The organism is Cytobacillus sp. OWB-43 (genome assembly GCF_034651445.1).
In the GTDB taxonomy this organism is placed as follows: domain Bacteria; phylum Bacillota; class Bacilli; order Bacillales; family Cytobacillaceae; genus Cytobacillus; species Cytobacillus kochii.
Window position 1 is genome coordinate 476,821 of record NZ_JAYEFF010000001.1, and the last position, 23,930, is coordinate 500,750.

General features: G+C 36.2%; 26 protein-coding genes. All 26 read left to right on the forward strand.

Features of this window, described 5'->3' with window-relative positions; all coding sequences use genetic code 11:
- Positions 1–46: 46 nt before the first annotated feature.
- Entirely contained in the window at positions 47–1,033 is a 987-nt protein-coding gene (gene ftsY, locus U9M49_RS02455; protein ID WP_095369556.1) for a signal recognition particle-docking protein FtsY, read from the forward strand.
- 205 nt (positions 1,034–1,238) lie between these two features.
- Entirely contained in the window at positions 1,239–1,568 is a 330-nt protein-coding gene (locus U9M49_RS02460) for a putative DNA-binding protein (RefSeq protein ID WP_095369555.1), read from the forward strand.
- A gap of 12 nt (positions 1,569–1,580) precedes the next feature.
- Entirely contained in the window at positions 1,581–2,933 is a 1,353-nt protein-coding gene (ffh, locus tag U9M49_RS02465; RefSeq protein WP_095369554.1) for a signal recognition particle protein, read from the forward strand.
- Positions 2,934–3,029: 96 nt separating this feature from the next.
- Positions 3,030–3,302: a 30S ribosomal protein S16 gene (gene rpsP, locus U9M49_RS02470; protein WP_095369553.1), complete on the forward strand. Its 273-nt coding sequence runs from the start codon at positions 3,030–3,032 to the stop codon at positions 3,300–3,302.
- A 14-nt stretch (positions 3,303–3,316) separates the two neighbouring features.
- On the forward strand, positions 3,317–3,544 hold the full coding sequence (locus U9M49_RS02475; protein ID WP_095373476.1) for a KH domain-containing protein: 228 nt from the start codon (positions 3,317–3,319) through the stop codon (positions 3,542–3,544).
- A 113-nt stretch (positions 3,545–3,657) separates the two neighbouring features.
- Positions 3,658–4,044, forward strand: coding sequence for a YlqD family protein (locus U9M49_RS02480; RefSeq protein ID WP_095369552.1), 387 nt, complete (start codon positions 3,658–3,660; stop codon positions 4,042–4,044).
- 13 nt (positions 4,045–4,057) lie between these two features.
- Positions 4,058–4,573, forward strand: coding sequence for a ribosome maturation factor RimM (gene rimM / locus U9M49_RS02485; protein ID WP_095369551.1), 516 nt, complete (start codon positions 4,058–4,060; stop codon positions 4,571–4,573).
- A complete protein-coding gene (gene trmD, locus U9M49_RS02490) occupies positions 4,573–5,310 on the forward strand; it encodes a tRNA (guanosine(37)-N1)-methyltransferase TrmD (RefSeq protein WP_095369550.1) in 738 nt (245 codons plus the stop codon). Before rimM ends, trmD begins: the two co-directional genes overlap by 1 nt.
- A 132-nt stretch (positions 5,311–5,442) precedes the next feature.
- A complete protein-coding gene (gene rplS / locus U9M49_RS02495; protein WP_095369549.1) occupies positions 5,443–5,787 on the forward strand; it encodes a 50S ribosomal protein L19 in 345 nt (114 codons plus the stop codon).
- Positions 5,788–6,107: 320 nt separating this feature from the next.
- Positions 6,108–6,659, forward strand: a complete 552-nt coding sequence (gene lepB / locus U9M49_RS02500) for a signal peptidase I (protein WP_095369548.1) — start codon at positions 6,108–6,110, stop codon at positions 6,657–6,659.
- A gap of 194 nt (positions 6,660–6,853) precedes the next feature.
- Positions 6,854–7,717, forward strand: coding sequence for a ribosome biogenesis GTPase YlqF (gene ylqF / locus U9M49_RS02505; RefSeq protein ID WP_251161464.1), 864 nt, complete (start codon positions 6,854–6,856; stop codon positions 7,715–7,717).
- Positions 7,718–7,860: 143 nt separating this feature from the next.
- Complete coding sequence (locus tag U9M49_RS02510) at positions 7,861–8,634, forward strand: ribonuclease HII (protein ID WP_307314456.1); 774 nt, start codon at positions 7,861–7,863, stop codon at positions 8,632–8,634.
- A gap of 8 nt (positions 8,635–8,642) precedes the next feature.
- Entirely contained in the window at positions 8,643–10,406 is a 1,764-nt protein-coding gene (locus U9M49_RS02515; protein WP_307314453.1) for a hypothetical protein, read from the forward strand.
- Entirely contained in the window at positions 10,403–10,714 is a 312-nt protein-coding gene (locus tag U9M49_RS02520; RefSeq protein WP_095369544.1) for an EscU/YscU/HrcU family type III secretion system export apparatus switch protein, read from the forward strand. Before U9M49_RS02515 ends, U9M49_RS02520 begins: the two co-directional genes overlap by 4 nt.
- Positions 10,715–10,962: 248 nt before the next feature.
- On the forward strand, positions 10,963–12,123 hold the full coding sequence (gene sucC, locus U9M49_RS02525) for an ADP-forming succinate--CoA ligase subunit beta (RefSeq protein ID WP_095369543.1): 1,161 nt from the start codon (positions 10,963–10,965) through the stop codon (positions 12,121–12,123).
- A gap of 91 nt (positions 12,124–12,214) precedes the next feature.
- A complete protein-coding gene (sucD, locus tag U9M49_RS02530) occupies positions 12,215–13,117 on the forward strand; it encodes a succinate--CoA ligase subunit alpha (protein ID WP_095369542.1) in 903 nt (300 codons plus the stop codon).
- Between the two features lie 87 nt (positions 13,118–13,204).
- Complete coding sequence (dprA, locus tag U9M49_RS02535; RefSeq protein ID WP_095369541.1) at positions 13,205–14,083, forward strand: DNA-processing protein DprA; 879 nt, start codon at positions 13,205–13,207, stop codon at positions 14,081–14,083.
- A 297-nt stretch (positions 14,084–14,380) separates the two neighbouring features.
- Positions 14,381–16,456 carry a type I DNA topoisomerase gene (gene topA, locus U9M49_RS02540; RefSeq protein ID WP_322909227.1) on the forward strand — a complete coding sequence of 692 codons (2,076 nt, stop codon included), beginning with the start codon at positions 14,381–14,383 and terminating at the stop codon, positions 16,454–16,456.
- 641 nt (positions 16,457–17,097) lie between these two features.
- Positions 17,098–18,405: an FADH(2)-oxidizing methylenetetrahydrofolate--tRNA-(uracil(54)-C(5))-methyltransferase TrmFO gene (gene trmFO, locus U9M49_RS02545; protein WP_095369540.1), complete on the forward strand. Its 1,308-nt coding sequence runs from the start codon at positions 17,098–17,100 to the stop codon at positions 18,403–18,405.
- 65 nt (positions 18,406–18,470) lie between these two features.
- Positions 18,471–19,367 carry a tyrosine recombinase XerC gene (gene xerC / locus U9M49_RS02550; protein WP_322909228.1) on the forward strand — a complete coding sequence of 299 codons (897 nt, stop codon included), beginning with the start codon at positions 18,471–18,473 and terminating at the stop codon, positions 19,365–19,367.
- A gap of 98 nt (positions 19,368–19,465) precedes the next feature.
- Positions 19,466–20,008: an ATP-dependent protease subunit HslV gene (gene hslV / locus U9M49_RS02555; RefSeq protein WP_095369538.1), complete on the forward strand. Its 543-nt coding sequence runs from the start codon at positions 19,466–19,468 to the stop codon at positions 20,006–20,008.
- 26 nt (positions 20,009–20,034) lie between these two features.
- A complete protein-coding gene (gene hslU, locus U9M49_RS02560) occupies positions 20,035–21,432 on the forward strand; it encodes an HslU--HslV peptidase ATPase subunit (RefSeq protein WP_373370913.1) in 1,398 nt (465 codons plus the stop codon).
- Positions 21,433–21,548: 116 nt separating this feature from the next.
- Positions 21,549–22,328, forward strand: coding sequence for a GTP-sensing pleiotropic transcriptional regulator CodY (gene codY, locus U9M49_RS02565; protein WP_095369536.1), 780 nt, complete (start codon positions 21,549–21,551; stop codon positions 22,326–22,328).
- Positions 22,329–22,750: 422 nt separating this feature from the next.
- On the forward strand, positions 22,751–23,140 hold the full coding sequence (flgB, locus tag U9M49_RS02570; protein WP_095369535.1) for a flagellar basal body rod protein FlgB: 390 nt from the start codon (positions 22,751–22,753) through the stop codon (positions 23,138–23,140).
- Positions 23,141–23,143: 3 nt separating this feature from the next.
- Positions 23,144–23,587, forward strand: a complete 444-nt coding sequence (flgC, locus tag U9M49_RS02575; protein WP_095373475.1) for a flagellar basal body rod protein FlgC — start codon at positions 23,144–23,146, stop codon at positions 23,585–23,587.
- A gap of 15 nt (positions 23,588–23,602) precedes the next feature.
- Positions 23,603–23,911: a flagellar hook-basal body complex protein FliE gene (gene fliE, locus U9M49_RS02580; protein ID WP_095369534.1), complete on the forward strand. Its 309-nt coding sequence runs from the start codon at positions 23,603–23,605 to the stop codon at positions 23,909–23,911.
- The last annotated feature ends 19 nt before the right edge of the window (positions 23,912–23,930 follow it).

Consider the following 23,930-nt stretch of genomic DNA (forward strand, 5'->3'; position numbering starts at 1 on the left):
CCTCATACATATTAATAGTAATTATTAGCAGATTGGAGTTATGAAAATGAGTTTTTTTAAGAGGTTGAAAGAAAAAATCACTTCACAAACGGATACTGTTACAGAGAAATTTAAAGACGGGTTATCAAAGACAAGAGATAATTTCTCTGGCAAAGTTAATGATTTAGTTGCAAGATATCGTAAAGTGGATGAAGATTTCTTCGAAGAATTAGAAGAAATTCTTATCCAAGCAGATGTTGGTTTTGATACTGTCATGACATTAGTAGAAGAATTAAAGATGGAAGTGAAAAGAAAAAATATTCAAGATCCGAAAGAGGTCCATGCAGTTATTTCTGAAAAATTAATTGATATTTATGAAAGAGCAGGCGAATCTTCTGCAGATTTAAATATTCAAGACGATGGTCTAACAGTTATGTTGTTTGTCGGCGTCAATGGTGTGGGGAAAACAACGACAATAGGAAAACTTGCTCATAAGCTAAAAGGGGAAGGAAAAAAGGTCATGTTAGCCGCAGGAGATACGTTCCGTGCTGGGGCGATTGAACAGCTTGAAGTATGGGGCGAAAGAGTCGGGGTTGAAGTAATTAAACAAGGGGCAGGATCTGACCCTGCTGCAGTGATGTTTGATGCTGTACAGGCAGCAAAGTCAAGAAAAGCAGATGTACTTATTTGTGATACAGCTGGTCGCCTGCAAAACAAAGTGAATTTAATGAAAGAACTTGAAAAAGTAAAACGTGTCATTGAACGAGAAGTACCAGGTGCACCTCATGAAGTTCTGTTAGCTTTAGATGCGACAACTGGGCAAAACGCAATGGTTCAAGCGAAAACGTTTAAAGAAGCGACAAATGTAACAGGTATTGTTTTAACGAAATTAGACGGAACAGCTAAAGGCGGCATCGTCTTGGCCATTCGAAATGAGTTGGAAATCCCAGTGAAATTAGTTGGTTTAGGTGAGAAAATGGATGATTTACAAACATTCAATGCAGAACAATATGTGTATGGATTATTTGCCGAAATGGTTGAAGCAGAAGAATAAGAATAAGAACAAAGCTCATTGCTGAAGAATGCAATGAGCTTTACTTAATGAAATCGGTTATTTTAAAATGACGGAAGCTTGGCTCACTAATATAGCTTATATATAAGTTGACACACTATAAAAGTCAGTCTATGCTTGACAATTCAGTGTGTGATAGGTAAACTTTACATTGTAAAGGCTTTTCACTTAACAAGGGGGTTTAGAGATGCTTGAAAAAACAACGAGAATGAATTATTTGTATGATTTCTATCAATCGTTGTTAACACCAAAACAAAGCAGCTATATGTCCCTTTATTATCTTGATGACTACTCCTTAGGTGAAATTGCAGAAGAGTATCACGTGAGCCGTCAGGCAGTTTATGATAACATAAAGCGTACAGAAGCGATGCTTGAGGAATACGAAGAGAAGTTATTATTGTTTCATAAATTTCAAGAGCGCGCTAAAATTATTGCAAAATTAAAGAGTAATTTTCAACCAGAAAGCTTAAAAGAACAATATGAAGCCTTGCTGGAAGAGCTTGAGAAATTAGATTAGGAGGCGGCGTGCATGGCATTTGAAGGTTTAGCCGACCGACTGCAGAATACAATTCAAAAAATCCGTGGAAAAGGAAAAGTAAGTGAAGCGGATGTAAAGGAAATGATGCGTGAAGTTCGCTTAGCATTACTTGAAGCCGATGTTAACTTTAAAGTAGTTAAACAATTCGTTAAAAAGGTAAGCGAACGTGCTGTCGGACAAGATGTAATGAAAAGTCTGACTCCAGGACAACAAGTCATCAAAATTGTTAAAGAAGAATTAACAGAGCTTATGGGCGGCGAACAAAGTAAAATCGCTGTTAGCAATCGTCCACCAACTGTTATTATGATGGTTGGGTTACAAGGGGCAGGTAAGACGACAACGACAGGAAAGCTTGCAAACTTATTAAGGAAGAAATATAACCGTAATCCAATGTTAGTGGCAGCTGATATTTATCGACCAGCGGCTATTAAGCAATTGGAGACATTGGGTAAGCAAATTAATATGCCTGTGTTTTCCTTAGGAGATCAAGTTAGTCCTGTTGAAATTGCCAAACAAGCCATTGCTAAAGCGAAGGAAGACCATCATGATTATGTGCTAATCGATACAGCTGGTCGTTTACATGTGGATGAAACCCTGATGACTGAGCTTAAAGATGTAAAGGACTTGACAAATCCAGACGAAATCTTCCTTGTAGTTGATGCAATGACGGGACAAGATGCTGTTAATGTAGCGTCTAGTTTTAACGAACAGCTCGGGCTCACTGGTGTGGTATTAACTAAATTAGATGGTGATACCCGTGGTGGAGCAGCACTATCTATTCGCTCAGTCACGGAAACACCGATTAAATTTATTGGACTTGGTGAGAAGTTAGATGCAATTGAAGCTTTTCATCCAGAGAGAATGGCCCAAAGAATTTTAGGTATGGGTGACGTGCTTTCACTTATTGAAAAGGCGCAAGCTAATGTAGATGAGGAAAAAGCGAAAGAGCTAGAAAAGAAAATGCGTACAGCTTCGTTCACGCTTGATGATTTTCTAGAGCAACTTGGTCAAGTGAAGACGATGGGGCCACTTGATGAATTATTAAAGATGATGCCTGGTGCAAACAAGGTAAAAGGGCTGAATAACTTAAAAATTGATGATAAACAAATTGCCCATGTTGAAGCCATTATTCAATCAATGACACAAGAAGAAAAAAGTCAGCCTGAGATCATTAATGCAGGTAGAAGAAAACGAATTGCAAAAGGTAGTGGGCGAACGGTCCCTGAGGTCAATCGCTTACTGAAGCAGTTTGAAGAAATGAAAAAAATGATGAAACAGATGTCAGGAATGCAACAAAAAGGGAAGAAAAAGGGCGGTTTAAAGCTTCCTTTTAACCCTTTTTAATAAAAAAATACTATGTAAAGAAAAAAACCTTTACAAACCAGGGTAGTATCTGATAATATACTATCTTGTGTGAAACTATTCGGAGGTGCTTTAAAAATGGCAGTAAAAATTCGTTTAAAACGTATGGGAGCTAAAAAATCTCCTTTCTATCGTATTGTAGTAGCTGATTCTCGTTCACCACGTGATGGACGTTTCATTGAAACAGTAGGAACTTATAATCCAGTTGCTCAACCAGCAAGTGTTGATATCAATGAAGAACTAGCGCTTAAATGGTTACAAGATGGTGCTAAACCGTCTGATACGGTTCGTAACTTATTCTCAAATGCTGGTATTATGGAAAAATTCCATAATGCAAAGCATGCAAAATAAGTGATTAACTTATGATCAAGGACCTTATCGAGACAATTGTGAAGCCCCTGGTTGATTTTCCTGAAGATATTCAAGTGAGTATTCGTGAAGAAAACCGAGCGGTGACCTATTTGCTTTCTGTCAACAAGAATGACATGGGGAAGGTAATTGGTAAGCAAGGGCGCATTGCAAAAGCGATAAGAACTGTTGTTTATGCAGCAGGTACTTCTCAAGAAAAAAAGATTTTCTTAGAAATTAAATAATCGATTCTATCGATATAGCTGAATAAACAAACATGAGAAAGGAGGGGATACCCTCCTTTTTTCACCATTAAACAAAATTTCACATTCTATTATTGAATGGAGGCTGGTTGATCTTGCAAATTATTCAAACGGTTACTGTGAAACAAGTTTTAACTGAAACGAGTAAACAGGAATTATTAAATAACTATGAATGGAAAAAACAGCAACTACAAAAAGAATGTGATCAATTTAAGTTTGAAATGAGAAAGTGGGAGAAGAACCAAAAGGCCCAAAATGGCCATCTTCGCTCCTTTTTTGATAAAGAAATAGAATCAAGAAATGAAAAAATGAAATTACTTGATTTTCAAATAGAGCAATTACATATGCTTCCACTTGGAAGTGAATTAAAAGAAAAAGAAGTTCAATCGTTAATAACCATCGAAAAGGGAGATAATTGGGAAGAGATCGAAAAAGGAAAAACGATTATCATTAAAGATGGATTGGTTGACGATATCCGCTAGAGGTGAGTATGAAATGGAAACATGGTTTAATGTTGGTAAAATTGTAAATACCCATGGTGTTCGTGGTGAAGTTCGCGTCATTTCTCGAACAGATTTTACAGAAGAACGCTATTCACCAGGAAATAAATTGACCTTATTTATGCCTGATAATAAACAAGGGAGAGAATTAACAGTTTCATCCCACCGCAAACATAAGTCTTTTGATTTACTTACTTTTGAAGAGGTTGTCGGTATGCAAGAAGCTGAAAAGCTTAAAGGTGGCATTTTAAAGGTAAATGAATCGCAATTGAGTGCATTAGAAGAAGATGAGTTTTATTATCACGAAATCATTGGGTGTAAAGTCTACACGATGGATGGTGAAGAGCTTGGTGAAATTAAAGAAATTCTTTCACCAGGTGCGAATGATGTTTGGGTGATTAAAGGTAAGCAGAAAAAAGAAATCCTCATTCCTTATATTGCTGATGTCGTTAAGGAAGTAAATATCGCTGATCAGAAGATTATGATCGATTTGTTAGAAGGCCTATTATAATGAAAATAGATGTACTATCTCTATTTCCAGAAATGTTTGCAGGTGTATTCGGTCATTCTATCTTAAAAAAAGCAAGTGAAGCAGGAGCTGCATCTTATAATGTAGTGAACTTTAGGGAATATGCGGATAATAAGCATCAAACAGTCGATGACTATCCCTATGGTGGCGGAGCGGGTATGGTGTTAAAACCACAGCCGATTTTTGATGCTGTCAGTGATATAAAGAGTAAAAGTGATGCAAATCCTCGTGTTATTCTTCTATGTCCTCAAGGAGAAAGGTTTACACAGAAAAAGGCTGAAGAGCTTGCCGAAAGTGAGCATCTAATTTTTATATGTGGACATTATGAAGGTTATGATGAACGGATTCGTGAACATATTGTAACTGATGAAATTTCCATTGGTGATTATGTGTTAACAGGTGGAGAATTAGGAGCTATGGTTGTCATTGACAGTGTGGTGAGATTATTGCCTAATGTTTTAGGAAATCAAGAGTCACATATGAAAGATTCTTTTAGTACTGGGATGCTTGAACACCCTCATTATACGAGACCAGCTGATTTTCGAGGATTGAAAGTCCCGGACGTATTAACCTCAGGAAATCACCTTCATATTGAACAATGGCGACAGAGGGAATCGTTAAAGAGAACGTATCAACGACGTCCTGATTTACTTGAACAAATAGATTTGACTGATGAAGAAAGAAATTGGTTAGAAGAAATTAAAAAAGAACAGATTTAACATTGATGTTCTGCGGATGATATGGTATTATAATCTTTGTGACTTGGGCTTGTTAAAAGTCTTTTGTCTGATAACGATGTTCCGCTGTAACACAAATGGTTTGCATGAGCGTCTTGGGAGGAGTTGAAAACGATGCATAAATTAATTCAAGAAATCACTCAAGAACAACTTCGTTCGGATCTACCTGAATTCCGTCCTGGTGATACTGTACGTGTACACGTTAGTATCGTAGAGGGAACTCGTGAGCGTATCCAAGTATACGAAGGAGTTGTGATTAAGCGTCGTGGTGGTGGAATTAGCGAAACTTTCACAGTTCGTAAGATTTCTTACGGTGTAGGCGTAGAGCGTACATTCCCTGTACACACACCTAAAATTGCGAAGCTTGAAGTAATTCGTCGCGGTAAAGTCCGTCGTGCGAAACTTTACTACCTACGTAACCTACGTGGTAAAAAAGCTCGTATTAAAGAAATTCGATAATCGGTTTAACAAAAGGGATGTAAGTTCAACTTATGTTACCTTAGTTAAAATGAAGAAAGGAGAGCTTGTATTTTTACAAGCTCTTTTTCTATACATATTTCTCATTTCTGATATGATAATAACATACTTATAGGCTGTTTTTTCAGCATTGGTAGTGTTAAGAAGCAGTTTGATTCTACTAAATCAAACAATAGTTCATTGTATAGTTGCATCGTCTACTTCTTTTATGTATAAAATAAGAGTATGTCAATAATTGAGAGAATAAAACGCAGCTGTATAAGTGGCTATGCTTTTAAAAGAGAAAGAATGGTGGGGAAACGATGGCTAAGAAGAAAAGTGAATTATGGGAATGGACAAAGGCATTAGTTGTCGCCGTCTTGCTAGCAGCAATTATTAGATATTTTCTTTTTGCACCGATAGTGGTAGACGGATTATCGATGATGCCAACACTGCATGATCAAGACCGAATGATTGTCAATAAATTCAGTTATAAAATTGGAGAGCCTGATCGGTTCGATATCATTGTTTTTCATGCACCAGAAAATAAAGATTATATTAAAAGGGTCATTGGTTTACCTGGAGACAAAATTGAATATAAGGATGATACATTATACGTAAATGGGGAACCTTATGAGGAGCCATATCTTGACGAGTATAAGCAACAAGTAGCTGACGGTCCATTAACAGAGCCATTTACGCTAGAAGAGAAAATCGGCCAAGAAACAGTGCCTGAGGGCCATTTGTTTGTAATGGGTGATAATCGCCGCTTTAGTAAAGATAGCCGTCATATTGGCCCAGTTCCTATGGAAGATGTATTAGGAACTGCTGGAATTATTTATTGGCCGATTGAGGATATTAGATTAATTAAGTAGATTTGAATGAATGATAACATCTAAAACACAATATGGCGCTTAAGGTGATTGCATGATTTCTCTTAACTTAAAGGATGAGTTTATCCTTTTCCTTAAACAAGCGCCATGATTGTGTTTTTTTAGTACGTAATAGGTAATTTAAATGTTTAATAAAGCGTAAATTTGAAATGTGAATTTAAAGGTGATGATACGTAATGACAATACAATGGTTTCCAGGACATATGGCGAAAGCTAGACGAGAAGTAACAGAGAAGTTAAAATTAGTCGATATTATTTTTGAATTGGTTGATGCAAGGATTCCTCTATCTTCACGCAATCCAATGATTGAACAGATTATTCAACAAAAGCCTAGATTAGTATTGCTTAATAAAGCAGATATGGCCGATCCTATCCTAACGAAACAGTGGATTGAATATTTTAAAAGCAAAGGATTAACCGCAATTAGTATTAATTCACAAGATGGTCAGGGTATGAAGGATATTACTCTAGCAGCCAAACAATTACTTCAAGAGAAATTCGACAAGCAAAAAGCAAAGGGAATAAGGCCGCGAGCCATTCGAGCGATGATAGTTGGCATACCTAATGCAGGTAAGTCAACCTTAATTAACCGCCTGGCGAAGAAGAATATCGCTAAAACAGGTAATAAGCCTGGTGTCACGAAGGCACAAAGTTGGATTAAAGTTGGCAAAGAGATGGAGCTACTTGATACGCCAGGGATTTTATGGCCGAAATTCGAAGATCAAGAAATTGGTTTAAAGCTTGCATTAACTGGTGCGATTAAAGATACGATCTTAAATCTACAAGATATTGCTGTTTATGCTCTGAGATTTATGACAGAACACTACCCAGAGAAGTTAGTTGAGAGGTATCAATTAAATGAGCTTCCTGAAGAAATCGTAGAACTATTTGATGAAATTGGCCAAAAAAGAGGCTGCTTAGTGAGCGGTGGTACAGTTGATTATGATAAGGTGACAGAGTTAATCATTAGAGAGTTCCGCTCAGAAAAATTTGGTCGCTTAACATTAGAAAGTCCGAAAGATATAATAGAAGAAGAGTAATGTGTTCATTGAATGGAAAGAAGAATGGAGTAAGTACATTATCCGAGTATAAAGGTCTTAATCATAGGCCTTTATTTTTTCGTCCATAAATGCAAATGTTTAAGAATTTGACCAATCTGTCGATGAAATAGGAGAGTGCAGATATGAAATCGATTAAAGAAATAGAGCAATTATTAAAGAATAGTGATAGAGAAGATGACTACATAAAAACATTAAGATTAGATGAAAGAAAAGGTGTGCAAAAAGCATTAGGACGCTGGGAAAAGCAAATAGAAAAACGAGAAGCCTTACTAGAGAAGTACGAGCTCATGCAAAAATACGAAAAGCTATTTAATAAGGAAGGTTATCGGTTGATCGCCGGTATAGATGAGGTGGGACGAGGACCGTTAGCTGGACCGGTTGTAGCAGCCGCCGTTATTTTACCTGAGAACATTCAGCTTCTAGGTATTGATGATTCAAAAAAACTCTCTGAAGAGAGACGTTTGTATTATTATGAAAGAATTATGGAGGAAGCAACTGCTGTTTCAACATGTATGATCGATCATCATGAAATTGATACAATGAATATTTTAGAGGCATCGAAAAAAGCGATGATACATGCGGTAAATAGTTTACATACTCAACCTGATTTTTTGCTTATTGATGCCGTTAAATTACCCACACCCTACCCGAGTGAATCAATTATAAAGGGCGATAGCAAAAGTATTAGTATTGCTGCTGCATCTGTTGTAGCAAAAGTAGAACGTGACAGGTTGATGAAAGCTTATGATAAACAATTTCCTGACTATGGATTTGCAAAGAATATGGGCTACGGTACAAAGGAACATTTGCGTGCAATTGAAGAAAAAGGAATATCGCCCATTCATCGTCGTAGCTTTGCTCCAGTTAAAGACTATCTAATTGACAATAGAAGGTGATAAGGTTGGTGGAAGTGAATGAATTAACGCTGGTTTCAAAAGACCCAATAAAAAACCAGCCACTCATGTTACGGCCAGGGCAATTGTTAAAGGGCAAAGTTTTGAAGGTGAACGAGGAAAACATGGCTGAAATTCAAATAGGGGCTCAGAAGATTTATGCGAAAACCGCAATCAATCTAATTAACAATAGTGATATTTGGTTTGTGGTGCAAAAGAATGGTGAAGGAATTAACTTACAAATTATCGATGAAAATCAACTTTTAAAAGGCATATCTCCCCAAGCGATTTTACAAACGATGGGAATAAATGCTACACAAGAAAAGGTTGAGCTAGTTAAATGGTTTCAAAGTCGAGAGATTCCACTTACTCAATCACTTGTAAAATCATTTACTCATTGGATGACAGGAGATACAAAACAAGATATCGCTGTGTTTAAAACACTTTTAGATAGACGATTACCATTAACTAAAGAAGTTTTCAACGCCGTACATAGCATGAAAAATGAGCCAACAATCACGTTCGCAATAAACAATCTTCAACATAAGCTTACGCCCTATCTCAATAACGAAACAGCTCAAACACTTGATAACCTTTTAAATAAATTTAACCATCTTTTCAATGATAAAATGTTAACAAGTTTAATGGATGGCTGGCTGAAAAATAGCGTTCAAGCAAAAGAAAGTTTCTCCTTGTTACAAAAGTTAGGTGTATTTTCGTCGAAAAGCAGTGAAGAACAAATCATTCAGCAGCTGTTATATACCAGTTCAGATGAAAAAAATAAAGCAATATTATCTCTTTTACAAAATATACAAAGCGGGGGATTACAAAAACAAACGGCCCCTTTTTTGCTCACATTAACAAAATTGAATCATGCTTTTTCATTTACATGGGAGAGTGGGACTAACTTACAGGCTAGCATAAAAAATGGAGAAATTACATTGCCTTTAAATGCTAACCAGATAACAAGTTTAATAAAGGATGGTCTGGCGAAATTATATGACCATCCATCAATCCCCACCAAGCAAACCTCATTACCACTTGTAGATGTTTATTCTCGTATGCAAGAACAACTTCAAGTGCTAGAAAACATAAATAAAAACGCTTATTCAAAAACGCAACAACTTTTGTATAATATTGCGGAAGAAAACAGGCAGCAATTACATAACCCAGTGATGATAAAGGGTGAACTAAAGCAAATATTAGCTATATTCGGTTTAACTTATGAACAGCAACTTAATGAAAGACAGCCAATTAACATTCAGGCGATTAAACCACTCATTTTACAGTTGATCAAAGAAATCCAGCAACCTGCTCTGAGTGAAGCTGCTAAGGAGTTATTAAATAAAATCACTGGGATGCAGCTACTTTCACATGATACAAATGGACTCTCCCACTTTGCCCTACAGTTGCCATTTCCACTAAGCCCATTCAGTAAACTCCTTTCAATGCAGTGGTCAAGTAAAAGGAAAAAGAATGGGGAAATTGATCCAAGTTTCTGTCGGGTGCTATTTCATTTAAATATGGAAACATTGGGTGAAACCTATATAAAGTTGCAGATTCAAAACAGAGTAATCACGATGAATATTTCAACTGAAAACAAAAAACTGCTCCCAGATACCCAGCCATATGAGGAGCTGATTAAACGTAAATTAAACGAAACGAATTATCAATTAACACAAATTAATTTTTCCGAAATAACAAGTAAAGTAGAAGAGGATAAGACGGATAAGACGGATACATTTCAAATTACAGGTGTTGATATGCGAATATGAATGGACAAAACGCTAAACAAGCAGTTGCCTTAACTTACTCAGAAAAGATGGATGCACCGGTCGTTTCTGCAAAGGGAAAAGGGCTTATTGCAGAAAATATAATAACTGTTGCACAACAGCATGAATTACCGATTCAAGAAGACCCTTCTTTAGTGGAGTTACTAGGAAAATTAAATATGAATGAAAAGATACCTGAAGAGCTGTATCAAGTAGTCGCGGAAGTTTTCGCGTTTATTTATCAAGTAGATAGAAAAGCGAAAGACAAAGAAGTGCGAAATAATGGTGTCCGTTCACTGAATCAACAGTAATACTTTTTGACCCATTCAAGTGGAGTATGGTAATTATTCATCTTTTTGAAAAGGCAAAGTAGTTGAAACAATAATATTTTTTTGAAATAGAAAAAATGCGATGAGATAAAGGCTTAAAGCACTTTTTTTGAATAAGTATTGAATCAGCTGATTGAATATTTCAGCTAATACAGTAGACAACTTTTGTCACATTATATAAAATGTAAACGCAGTCTAATTTTTTGAAGAGTTAGTTAGGAGGATGGGAAATGAATATACATGAGTATCAAGGAAAAGAAGTCCTCAGACAATACGGGGTTGCAGTACCAAATGGTAAAGTAGCATTCACTGTTGAAGAAGCAGTAGAAGCCGCAAAAGAATTAGGTACTGACGTTTGTGTTGTAAAGGCGCAAATCCATGCAGGTGGACGTGGAAAAGCTGGCGGAGTAAAAGTAGCTAAAAACTTGGAAGAAGTGCGTACATATGCTGAAGAAATTCTAGGTAAAACGCTTGTTACTCACCAAACAGGACCAGAAGGAAAAGAAGTAAAACGTTTGCTTATTGAAGAAGGTTGCGACATTCAAAAAGAATATTATGTTGGACTAGTTTTAGACCGTGCAACTTCTCGCGTAACGCTAATGGCTTCTGAAGAAGGCGGAACAGAAATTGAAGAAGTAGCAGAAGCTACTCCAGAGAAAATCTTCAAAGAAGAAATTGATCCAGTTGTTGGATTAACAGCGTTCCAAGCACGTCGTATTGCTTTTAATATTAATATCCCTACAAAGCTTGTAAACCAAGCTGTTAAATTTATGATGGGTCTTTATCAAGCATATGTAGAAAAAGATTGTTCAATTGCTGAAATTAACCCATTAGTTGTAACAGGGGACGGTAAAGTAATGGCCCTTGATGCAAAATTAAACTTCGATAGCAACGCATTATATCGTCGTAAAGACATTTTAGAAATGCGTGATTTAGAAGAAGAAGATACAAAAGAAATTGAAGCTTCTAAATATGACTTAAGCTATATCGCACTTGATGGTAACATTGGTTGTATGGTTAACGGTGCGGGCCTTGCTATGTCTACAATGGACATTATCAAGCATTATGGCGGCGATCCGGCAAACTTCCTTGATGTTGGGGGCGGTGCGACTGCTGAGAAAGTAACTGAAGCATTCAAAATTATCCTTTCTGATGAAAATGTTAAAGGTATTTTCGTTAATATCTTTGGCGGAATTATGAAATGTGATGTTATTGCTACAGGTGTTGTTGAAGCGGCTAAACAAGTTGGATTAGAAGTTCCTCTAGTTGTACGTTTAGAAGGTACAAATGTGGACTTAGGTAAGAAAATTCTTGCTGAATCTGATGTTGAAATCGTTGCAGCAGACTCTATGGCTGACGGAGCGCAAAAAATCGTATCACTTGTAGGATAAGACCTATAGGTAGATGGCGAAAAAAGTGATAATGGGCATAGTGCCTTAGTTATTATTTTTGAGATACGGAAATCAGGAAGGAGAAAAAAACATGAGCGTATTTATTAATAAAGATACAAAAGTGATTGTACAAGGAATTACTGGTTCAACTGCGCTATTCCATACAAAACAAATGCTTGAATATGGTACTAAAATTGTCGGCGGTGTGACTCCTGGTAAAGGTGGCATGGAAGTCGAAGGTGTACCTGTTTTTAATACTGTGAAAGAAGCTGTTGAAGCAACTGGTGCGACTGCATCTGTTATTTATGTCCCAGCACCTTTTGCTGCAGATTCAATCATGGAAGCAACTGATGCTGAATTAGATCTTGCTATCTGTATCACAGAACACATTCCAGTACTTGATATGGTGAAAGTGAAACGTTACATGGAAGGTAAGAAAACGCGTCTAGTTGGACCTAACTGTCCTGGTGTTATTACAGCAGATGAATGTAAAATTGGTATTATGCCAGGATACATTCACAAAAAAGGTCATGTGGGTGTAGTTTCACGTTCTGGTACATTAACTTATGAAGCAGTGCACCAATTATCAGAAGCTGGAATTGGACAAACAACTGCTGTAGGTATTGGTGGAGATCCTGTTAATGGTACAAACTTCATCGATGTACTAAAAGAGTTTAATAATGACCCTGAAACTTATGCAGTTATCATGATTGGTGAAATCGGTGGTACTGCAGAAGAAGAAGCTGCTGAGTGGGTAAAAGCGAACATGACTAAGCCAGTTGTTGGCTTTATTGGTGGTCGTACAGCGCCTCCAGGAAAACGTATGGGCCATGCTGGTGCGATTATTTCTGGTGGTAAAGGAACAGCTGATGAAAAAATCCGTGTAATGAATGAGTGCGGAATACAAGTAGCTGATACACCTTCAGTAATGGGTGAAACACTTATTAAAGTGTTAAAAGAAACTGATCTTTATGATAAATGTAAAACGCATTAATTAATAGATAAAGTCCCCTTTTTAAAGAAGGGGACTTTATTAAATAAAATAATATACTTAAAATTCAGAAAAAAGGAGTGCGTTCTTATGAATGATTTGATGACAACTAAACTACTTACTCTCCATCATTGTCGATCTGTATCGTGGAAAACGCTATATCAAATTGTAAAAGCAGATCCCACCCTTTCCTCCATCTCTTTTCAGCGACCAAACCCTCTCCCTTATTTTCACTTCCTAAATGCAGATACGAGAAAGAAAATTAATGATGAAATTCTTACCTTAAACATGGAAGAGCTACTTTCACAGTACGTATACAACGACATAAAAATCATTTCTATTATGGATGAAAATTATCCTAAGCTTTTGAGAGAAACGTATCAGCCACCTTGGTTTCTCTATGCAAAAGGAGACTTGTCGTTACTCAATATGAAACCAATTCTTTCTGTTGTCGGAAGTCGAAATATGACTGAATACGGAGCGAGAGTCATCGAAGAAATTTTTCCCACACTCATAAAAAGAGGATTTATTATCGCAAGTGGTTTAGCAAAAGGAGTAGATGCCCATGCTCATAAGGTAGCTATGCACTTGAGTGGGCATACGATTGGTGTATTGGGAAGTGGATTTTTTAATATGTATCCAACTGGTAACCGCCATTTATTTCAGCAAATGTCTCATAATCATCTAGTGTTATCAGAGTACCCACCGCATACAAAAGCGGAAAGATGGCATTTTCCAATGAGAAATCGCATAATTAGTGGTATTAGCCGTGCGACTTTAGTCATTGAGGCAAAAAGGAAAAGTGGTTCTCTTATTACTGCTAACTTTGCTGTTCAAGAAGGTAGAGATGTGTTTGCGGTACCAGGAGGCATTCTTTCACCTTTTTTCTCAGGAACGAATGAACTGATTCAAAATGGTGCGAAATTAATACTTTCAGCGGAAGATATTATAGAAGAGCTGGTATATTAGGGGCAAAAATCATAAATTTTACAGGAATTTTTATGAAAAAGGTTGAAATTATTGAAAAACTGTTATACATTTTGCTTCAGAAGTTTGTTTGTATGACAGCAAATGGAGAGGCGATAGTAGCGGTTTAGATTTGACAAAGCTAAATAAATTGATTAATAATAGTGGATATTTCGAAGAACAAATACGATTGAGCATTTAAATAGGTAGAAAATGGTCAATAAATAAGAATAAACATTTATTTAAATGAAAGAAACAGCGGGTTTAGCAAATTTATTCCCTCTTGAGGAGGACAACTGGATGTCAGATTTTCTAGTAATCGTAGAATCCCCAGCTAAAGCAAAAACAATAGAAAGATACTTGGGGAAAAAATATAAAGTGAAAGCATCCATGGGGCATGTAAGGGATTTACCTAAGAGCCAGACGGGTGTAGATGTTGAAAATAATTATGAACCAAAATATATAACGATTCGCGGTAAGGGACCCGTATTAAAAGAGTTAAAAACAGCTGCAAAAAAAGCGAAGAAAATTTATCTCGCAGCTGACCCCGATCGCGAAGGGGAAGCAATTGCATGGCATTTGGCGCATAGCTTAGATATGGATCTTGATTCAAAATGTCGTGTTGTATTTAATGAAATCACAAAAGATGCCATTAAAGAATCTTTTAAACATCCAAGAGCGATTAATATGGATTTAGTTGATGCCCAGCAAGCAAGAAGAATGCTAGATAGGTTAGTGGGCTATAATATTAGTCCACTACTATGGAAAAAGGTTAAAAAAGGGCTTAGCGCCGGTCGTGTACAATCAATTGCCGTTCGTTTAATCCTTGATAGAGAAAAGGAAATTAACAAATTCGAACCAGAAGAATATTGGAGCATAGATGGAGAGTTTGTCAAAGGTAAATCTACTTTTGATGCAAGCTTTTTTGCCCTAAATGGTAAGAAGTTTGAGTTGAAATCTGAAGAAGATGTGCAAGTTGTTTTAAAAGAGTTAAAGAATAATGAGTTTGAAGTAACAGATGTAACGAAAAAGGAGAGAAAGAGAAACCCTGCAGTTCCTTTTACTACATCTTCTCTTCAACAGGAAGCAGCAAGAAAATTAAATTTCCGAGCAAAGAAAACAATGATGCTTGCTCAGCAGCTTTACGAAGGTATTGATTTGGGAAAAGAAGGTACAATCGGATTAATTACTTATATGAGAACGGATTCTACGAGAGTATCTGAAGTTGCTCAAAGTGAAGCAGTGGATTATATTACAAACCAATATGGCAAAGAGTATTTGCCAGCATCAAAAAGAAAAGAAAAGAAAAACGCTAATGCTCAAGATGCACATGAAGCCATCCGACCTACCAGTATATTAAGGGAACCGAATTCGCTGAAAGAGCATCTTTCAAGAGATCAGCTTCGTTTATATCGTTTAATCTGGGAACGTTTTACTGCTAGTCAAATGGCTCCTGCCATAATGGATACAATGAGTGTTGATTTAATCAACGGTCAAGTGACCTTTAGAGCAAATGGTTCAAAGATTAAGTTCCCTGGGTTTATGAAAGTTTATGTCGAAGGAACAGATGATCAGACGGAAGAAAAATCTAATATGCTTCCTAATTTAAAAGAGGGAGATAAAGTCGTTAAGAAGGATATCGAACCGAAACAACACTTTACTCAACCACCTCCAAGATATACTGAAGCAAGGTTAGTCAAAACGCTTGAAGAACTAGGTATAGGTAGACCATCAACTTTTGCACCGACGTTAGATACAATTCAGAAGCGCGGCTATGTCACATTAGATAATAAACGTTTTGTGCCAACTGAATTAGGAGAAGTTGTTTCCGTACTATTAATGGAGTTTTTCCCTGAGATATTAGACGTGGAATTTACTGCAAAAATGGAACAAGATCTGGATTATATTGAAGAGGGAAAAGAAAATTGGGTTAAAATCATTGATGAATTTTATCAAGGTTTTGAAAAACGATTAGAAGTAGCAGAGAAAGAAATGCAGGAAATAGAAATTAAAGACGAACCTGCGGGAGAAGATTGTGAACAATGTGGAAGCCCGATGGTATACAAAATGGGACGCTATGGCAAGTTTATGGCTTGCAGTAACTTTCCAGAGTGTCGCAATACAAAGGCAATAGTGAAGGAAATCGGTGTGAAATGCCCTACTTGTAAAGAAGGTAATATCATTGAGAGAAAAAGCAAAAAGCGCCGTATCTTTTATGGTTGTGACCGCTACCCTGAGTGTGAGTTTATTTCATGGGATAAGCCGATAGCAAGAAGCTGTCCGAAATGTGAATCACTACTTGTTGAGAAAAAACTGAAAAAGGGTGTACAAGTACAGTGTGTTGACTGCGACTATAAAGAAGAGAAACAAGGATAAATTGAAGTGAGCAATGGTTTGCTCATTCCTAATAAAAAAGTATATGTGCACATAGAAACGAACAATTATTAATTATTTATATTAATTGTTCGTTTTTTTTATATTAAAAGCATATTTTTGTGTGTTCAAAAAAACGAATTGGTTTTAAAGAAGATAGGGTTTTTTTCGAAGTCATATAAAGATCTTGTTTAATTGAATTTGAGAGATGTGAATATGAAAGTAAAGATAAATCGTCGTTCCTATTTTAAAAACAACTAACTATTTAATATCTTATAACTGTTCTATATCAGTAATAATGAATGATGGAATCAAAATACAATTTGAAGTTTTTGTGAAGTATTAGAATGAAATGTTATCAAATGAGATGATAAAAATGCGATGATTGTGGTAAAGATGGTTAAGAGACTGAAAGCAATAACATCATGTATTCTATGAAAAAACGGTAAAATCACACAGTGGATGGACAAATGATTTTTTGAGATAGACAACGGTTAAAAAAATACTTTATGCTTTCAAATTTTTTTGTAATATTGTACAATGCAATTTGGGATTAAAAGATTACACTCGTTTATGATTTAGTTAAAACGAACAATTAAATGAATGATATAAATTATTTTACAATAAGTAAGGAGAATTAATTAATGACTGAACAGGTAGTAAACGTAGTTGGGGCTGGGTTAGCTGGAAGTGAAGCCGCTTGGCAAATTGCTAAACGAGGCATTCAAGTACGCTTATATGAAATGAGACCAGTTAGACAAACAGCAGCTCATCATACAGATAAATTTGCTGAATTAGTTTGTAGTAATTCTTTAAGAGCCAACAATTTAACGAATGCTGTAGGTGTATTAAAAGAAGAAATGAGACAATTAAATTCTGTGATTATTTCTTCAGCAGATGAAAGTGCAGTTCCTGCAGGTGGTGCTTTAGCTGTTGACCGCCATGACTTCGCTGCGAGGGTAACTGAAGCAGTGAAGAATCACCCGAATGTGACAGTGATAAATGAGGAAGTAACGGATATTCCTGAAGGGATTACTGTTATTGCGACAGGCCCATTAACAAGTGAATTACTTTCTGAAAAACTACGTGAACTGTCTGGGGAAGATTATCTTTATTTTTATGATGCAGCGGCACCAATTATCGAAAAAGATTCCATTAATATGGATAAAGTCTATTTGAAATCTCGTTATGATAAAGGGGAAGCAGCTTATTTAAATTGTCCGATGAACGAGGAAGAGTTCAATGTATTTTACGAAGCGTTAATTAATGCTGAAACTGTGCCGTTAAAAGAATTTGAGAAGGAAATCTTTTTTGAAGGTTGTATGCCTATCGAAGTGATGGCATCTCGTGGAAAGAAAACAATGCTCTTTGGACCGATGAAACCTGTTGGTTTAGAGGATCCTAAAACAGGGAAGAGGCCATATGCTGTTGTTCAATTACGTCAAGATGATGCAGCAGGTACACTTTATAATATTGTTGGATTCCAAACGCATTTAAAATGGGGGCCACAAAAAGAGGTACTTCGTTTAATACCAGGTTTAGAAAATGCTGAAATTGTAAGATACGGTGTCATGCATAGAAATACTTTTATTAATTCTCCTAAAGTGCTTAAATCAACTTATCAATTCAAGAATAGAGAATCTTTATTCTTTGCTGGGCAAATGACTGGCGTAGAAGGATATGTTGAATCAGCTGCTAGTGGGTTAATTGCAGGGATTAATGCTGCCCGACTTGTGAAAGGGCAAGAAACAGTAGAGTTTCCGATTGAGACTGCTATTGGGAGTATGGCAAGATATATTGCTAATGCCAATCCGAAGAATTTCCAGCCTATGAATGCCAATTTTGGTTTATTCCCAGAGTTAGAAAAAAGAATTAAAGGTAAGCAGGAGAGAAATGAACAACATGCTAATCGAGCATTAGAGACAATTCAGAACTTTGTGAAAAATATGTAAATTTTCTTGCGTGGGTTGCTTAAATATGATAGTATGATGAAGCCCTTGTGAGGTGAGTACAAAAAATGAGCGAAAATGTGAACATTTCTTTAAAGTTATTTATCGAATATTTACAAATCGAAAAGAATTATTCACAATATACAATTGAGCATTATCAGACGGATATAAAAGGATTTTTTATGTTCATGGCTGAACAAGGTTTGAAAATGTTAAATGATGTCGAATATATGGATGTTCGATTATTTCTAACAAAGCTTTATCAAGAAGGTTTAGCTCGAAAGACTATTGCTCGTAAAATTTCCTGCTTAAGAAGCTTTTTTAAGTTATTAGTACGAGAAGGTATGGTTAACGATAATCCTTTCCAATTAACATCCATCCCAAAAGGTGATAAAAGACTACCGCAGTTTTTTTATGAAGAAGAGATGGAACAACTCTTTAATAGTGTAGAGGTAGATACAGCACTTGGCCAAAGAAATATGGCGATTTTAGAAGTGATGTATGCAACAGGCATAAGGGTAGCTGAATGTGCTTCTATACAGCTGAGTGATATTGATTTGGATATTTCCGTTATTCTTATTCATGGAAAAGGGAAAAAAGATCGATACATACCATTCGGAAGTTTTGCTCACGATGCTCTTTTAAAATATTGTCATGATGGACGTCTAAAACTCCAAAAAGAGAAGAGCAACCATTTATTTTTAAACCACCGTGGTGGCGCATTAACTGACCGCGGTATAAGAGGTATATTAAATAAATTGATTGAAAAGTCGTCTCTAGAAGGTGGCATCCATCCCCATAAGATTAGGCATTCATTTGCTACACATTTAATGTCAAATGGGGCTGATATGAGAACAGTTCAAGAGCTTTTAGGTCATGCTTTTCTTTCATCAACGCAAATTTACACACATGTTACACCTGATTACTTGAAAAAGACATATAATCAGTATCATCCTAGAGCATAGATTTTAAAGAAGTTTAACTATATGATGGATAAACGAATAGTCATACTCATATATAGTCTATAGTGGATTATTAACATACTCCAAAAGGAGGAATAAACATGTCACAATTTCATGCAACAACAATTTTTGCAGTACAACACAATGGCGAATATGCAATGGCTGGAGATGGACAGGTTACATTTGGTGAATCGGTTGTCATGAAACATACTGCAAGAAAGGTAAGAAAGCTTGCAAATGGCAAAGTGATCGCCGGATTTGCAGGGTCTGTTGCCGACGCATTTACTTTATTCGAGAAGTTCGAAGGAAAGCTTGAAGAATATAACGGTAACTTGCAGAGAGCGGCTGTAGAGCTTGCTAAAGAGTGGAGAAGCGATAAGGTTCTTCGGAAACTAGAAGCGCTTTTAATTGTTATGAATAAAGACGGTTTATTACTCGTATCAGGAACAGGTGAAGTCATTGAACCTGACGATGGTGTACTAGCAATCGGTTCAGGTGGTAATTATGCATTAGCAGCAGGTCGATCTTTAAAGAGATTTGCAGGTGAACATTTAACAGCTCGGGAAATTGCAAAAGCTTCGCTTGAAATGGCTGCAGAAATTTGTGTATATACTAACCACAATATTATTGTGGAAGAACTGTAAAACAAAGGAGTGCTAAAATGGTTAAAATGACAAGTTTAACACCCCGTCAAATTGTCGAAAGACTTGACCAGTTCATAATCGGTCAAAAAAATGCCAAGAAAGCTGTAGCAGTTGCATTAAGAAATAGATATCGTAGAAGCCTACTGCATGAAGAGCTTCGTGATGAAGTAAGTCCTAAGAATATTTTAATGATTGGACCAACAGGAGTTGGTAAAACTGAGATTGCTAGAAGGATTGCGAAATTAGTTGGTGCTCCATTTGTTAAGGTAGAGGCAACGAAATTCACTGAAGTGGGTTATGTAGGTAGAGATGTAGAATCTATGGTTAGAGATTTAGTTGAGACATCTGTACGACTTGTGAAAGAAGAAAAGGTAGCAAGTGTGCAAGAAATAGCAGAGAAAAATGCTAATCGCCGCATTGTCGAATTGCTCGTACCTAGTAATAAAAAGTCCGCCAATTATAAGAACCCATTAGAAATGTTTTTTGGTGGTGGGAATGATCAACAAGAGAGCGATCATGAGCAACAAGATGATCAGTCAATTCAGCAAAAGCGTAAAGTAGTGAAAACAAAGCTTGAAAATTTAGAGCTAGAAGATGAAATAATCACTGTTGAAATAGAAGAACAGCAACCGTCTATGTTTGATATGCTCCAAGGTTCGGGTATGGAACAAATGGGGATGAATATGCAAGATGCACTTGGTGGATTAATGCCAAAGAAAAAGAAGAAGCGAAAACTTACAGTAAGCGAAGCTAGAAAAGTTTTAACGAACGAAGAAGCACAAAAGCTTATTGATATGGATGAAGTAGGTTCTGAAGCCATCTATAGAGCAGAGCAATCTGGTATGATCTTTATCGATGAAATTGATAAAATCGCAAGTAAAAACTCAGGTGGCTCCTCAGCAGATGTTTCTCGCGAGGGTGTGCAAAGAGATATTCTTCCTGTCGTTGAAGGATCAACTGTTGTAACGAAATATGGTACAGTAAAAACCGATCACGTCTTATTCGTTGCAGCTGGGGCATTCCATACCGCTAAACCGTCTGATTTAATACCTGAATTGCAAGGACGTTTCCCAATTAGAGTCGAATTGACAAAATTAACTGTGGATGATTTTGTGAAAATATTAGTTGAGCCTGATAATGCCTTGATCAAACAATATCAAGCTTTATTAGAAACAGAAGGTATACAAATTGAATTTTCTGACGATGCTATACGTAGGATTGCAGAATTTGCTTATGATGTAAATCAAAATACCGATAATATTGGAGCAAGACGATTGCAAACGATTATGGAAAAAATGCTTGAAGACCTTTCGTTTGAAGCGCCTGAGGTAACATTAGAGAAGATTGTGATTACGCCACAATATGTAGAAGAGAAGCTCGGGGAAATTTCTAAGAATAAAGATTTAAGTCAATTTATATTATAATCCTTATTTGATGAAATTTCATTGTACTCCTAATCAAGCAAATCTTAGCAAAAAAAAAAGTAACGAAACATTCAAGGGATTGAAATAATGTTCCAAAGTTATAGGAGGAAAAATCAATGAATTTATTAAAAAAATCAAGAACAATTAATGCAATGCTACAAAAGGCTGCAGGTAAGCCAGTTAACTTCAAAGAAATGGCAGAAACTTTAAGTGTTGTTATCGAAGCAAATATCTACGTAGTAAGCCGTAGAGGTAAACTATTAGGATATGCTGCGAATCAACAAATCGAAAATGAGCGAATGAAGAAAATGCTTGAAGATCGTCAGTTCCCAGAAGAGTACACTAAAAACTTATTTAACATTCAAGAGACATCATCTAATTTAGATGTGAATAGTGAATATACTGCATTCCCTATCGAAAATAAGGAGTTATTTGGCGCTGGCTTAACGACAATTGTTCCTATTATCGGTGGAGGAGAACGTTTAGGTACCCTCATTCTTGCAAGAGTGGAAGATGCCTTTGAAGATGATGATTTAGTTTTAGCTGAATATGGTGCTACAGTAGTAGGTATGGAAATTCTTCGTGAAAAAGCAGAAGAAATTGAAGAAGAAGCTAGAAGTAAAGCAGTTGTACAAATGGCGATTAGCTCTTTATCATACAGTGAGTTAGAAGCAATTGAGCATATCTTTGAAGAGTTAGACGGAAAAGAAGGTCTATTAGTTGCTTCAAAGATTGCCGATAGAGTAGGAATCACACGTTCTGTTATCGTTAATGCACTAAGAAAATTAGAAAGTGCTGGCGTAATTGAATCAAGATCATTAGGGATGAAAGGTACTTATATTAAAGTATTGAACGATAAATTCCTTTTCGAATTAGAAAAATTAAAATCTAACTAAGAAGTAAAATAAAAAAAGTTTAAAAATAACACGGAGACGCAGTGATGCGTTACCGTGTTATTTTTATGGTGTCAAATTTTTCTGTGTTACAACTTTATTACGAACGAAATAATAAAGTAATAACGAATAAAGTAGAACTTTAAACCTATTTTTAATAAACATAATCATTATAGTTCTTTATACCTATTAAATAATATATTCGAACACTTGATTCAACTGATAATGAATAGCGTTTTAAAAAAAACGGAAAAATGAAGCGTATTTTTACCTAGGAAGAAAAATGTCGAAAATAGGACAAAAGAATTACCAAAAAACCCTTCTAGGTCATAGACTTATTATTTCATATTCTTTACAATGATGATAGATGAATTTATTAGTAAGTGCTAATTGGGGAGAATTTTGGAAAAAACGAGGTGAAGTTTGTGAAAGTCTTCTCACAATCCATGTCGATTATTGAAAACGCAATTCAACAAACATCGACAAAACAAAAGGTGATCTCGCAAAATATCGCGAATGTTGACACCCCAGGATATAAAGCGAAGGATGTAAGCTTCAAATCTGCTTTTGATTCCGCATTATCTAACATGAATACATATAAAACGGATGAAAGGCATTTTGATTTGACGCCATCTAATTTAAATACCACAGTCTTAACGAAGAAAAATGTAACATATAACGAAAGTGGTAACAGCGTAGATATGGATCAAGAAATGTCAGAGCTTGCAGCAAACCAAATTCAATATAACGCATTGGTTGATCGCATGAGTAGTAAGTTTAATGGACTTGAAAACGTAATTAAGGGAGGTAGATAATTGATGACTATCTTTCATAGTTTGGATACAACAGCTTCCGCACTGACAGCGCAAAGGTTAAGGATGGATGTCATCTCTTCAAATATGGCGAATGCTGATTCTACTCGCAGCGTGACTGGGGAAGACCCTTATAGGAGAAAATCCGTCGTGCTTCAAGCGAAAGATAACGGCTTTTCATCATTTTTACAAACCGCAATAAATGAAAAAAGTCAAACAGGTAATGGTGTAAAGGTAACGAGAATTGTTGAAGATGAAACACCTTTTGAACTCGTCTATAATCCATCTCATGCTGATGCTAACGCAGAAGGGTATGTAGAAATGCCAAATGTGGATCCATTAAGAGAAATGGTAGATTTGATGAGTGCAACACGTTCATATGAAGCAAACGTCACTGTATTTAATGCGAATAAGAATATGCTCTTGAAGGCATTGGAAATAGGTAAATAAGAAGGAGACTAAGAGATGAATATTAATAGCTTCTCTCCCGTCGTACATACAAATAGTCCGAATAATGCTCAAAATGTAAAAGAGATTACACCGAGTGATGCACATAATAGCTTTGCTTCGGCTTTGAAAAATGCAATTGGTAGTGTAAATGAAAGGCAAATAGCATCGGATGAAATGACGACAAAGCTTGCTACGGGGCAGGATGTTGATCTCCACGACGTAATGATCACCGCTCAAAAAGCGAGTGTATCCATGTCTTTAACACTAGAAGTGCGTAACAAGGCAGTCGAAGCATATCAAGAGATGATGAGAATGCAAGTGTAAATCATGCATTCTCGTCTAA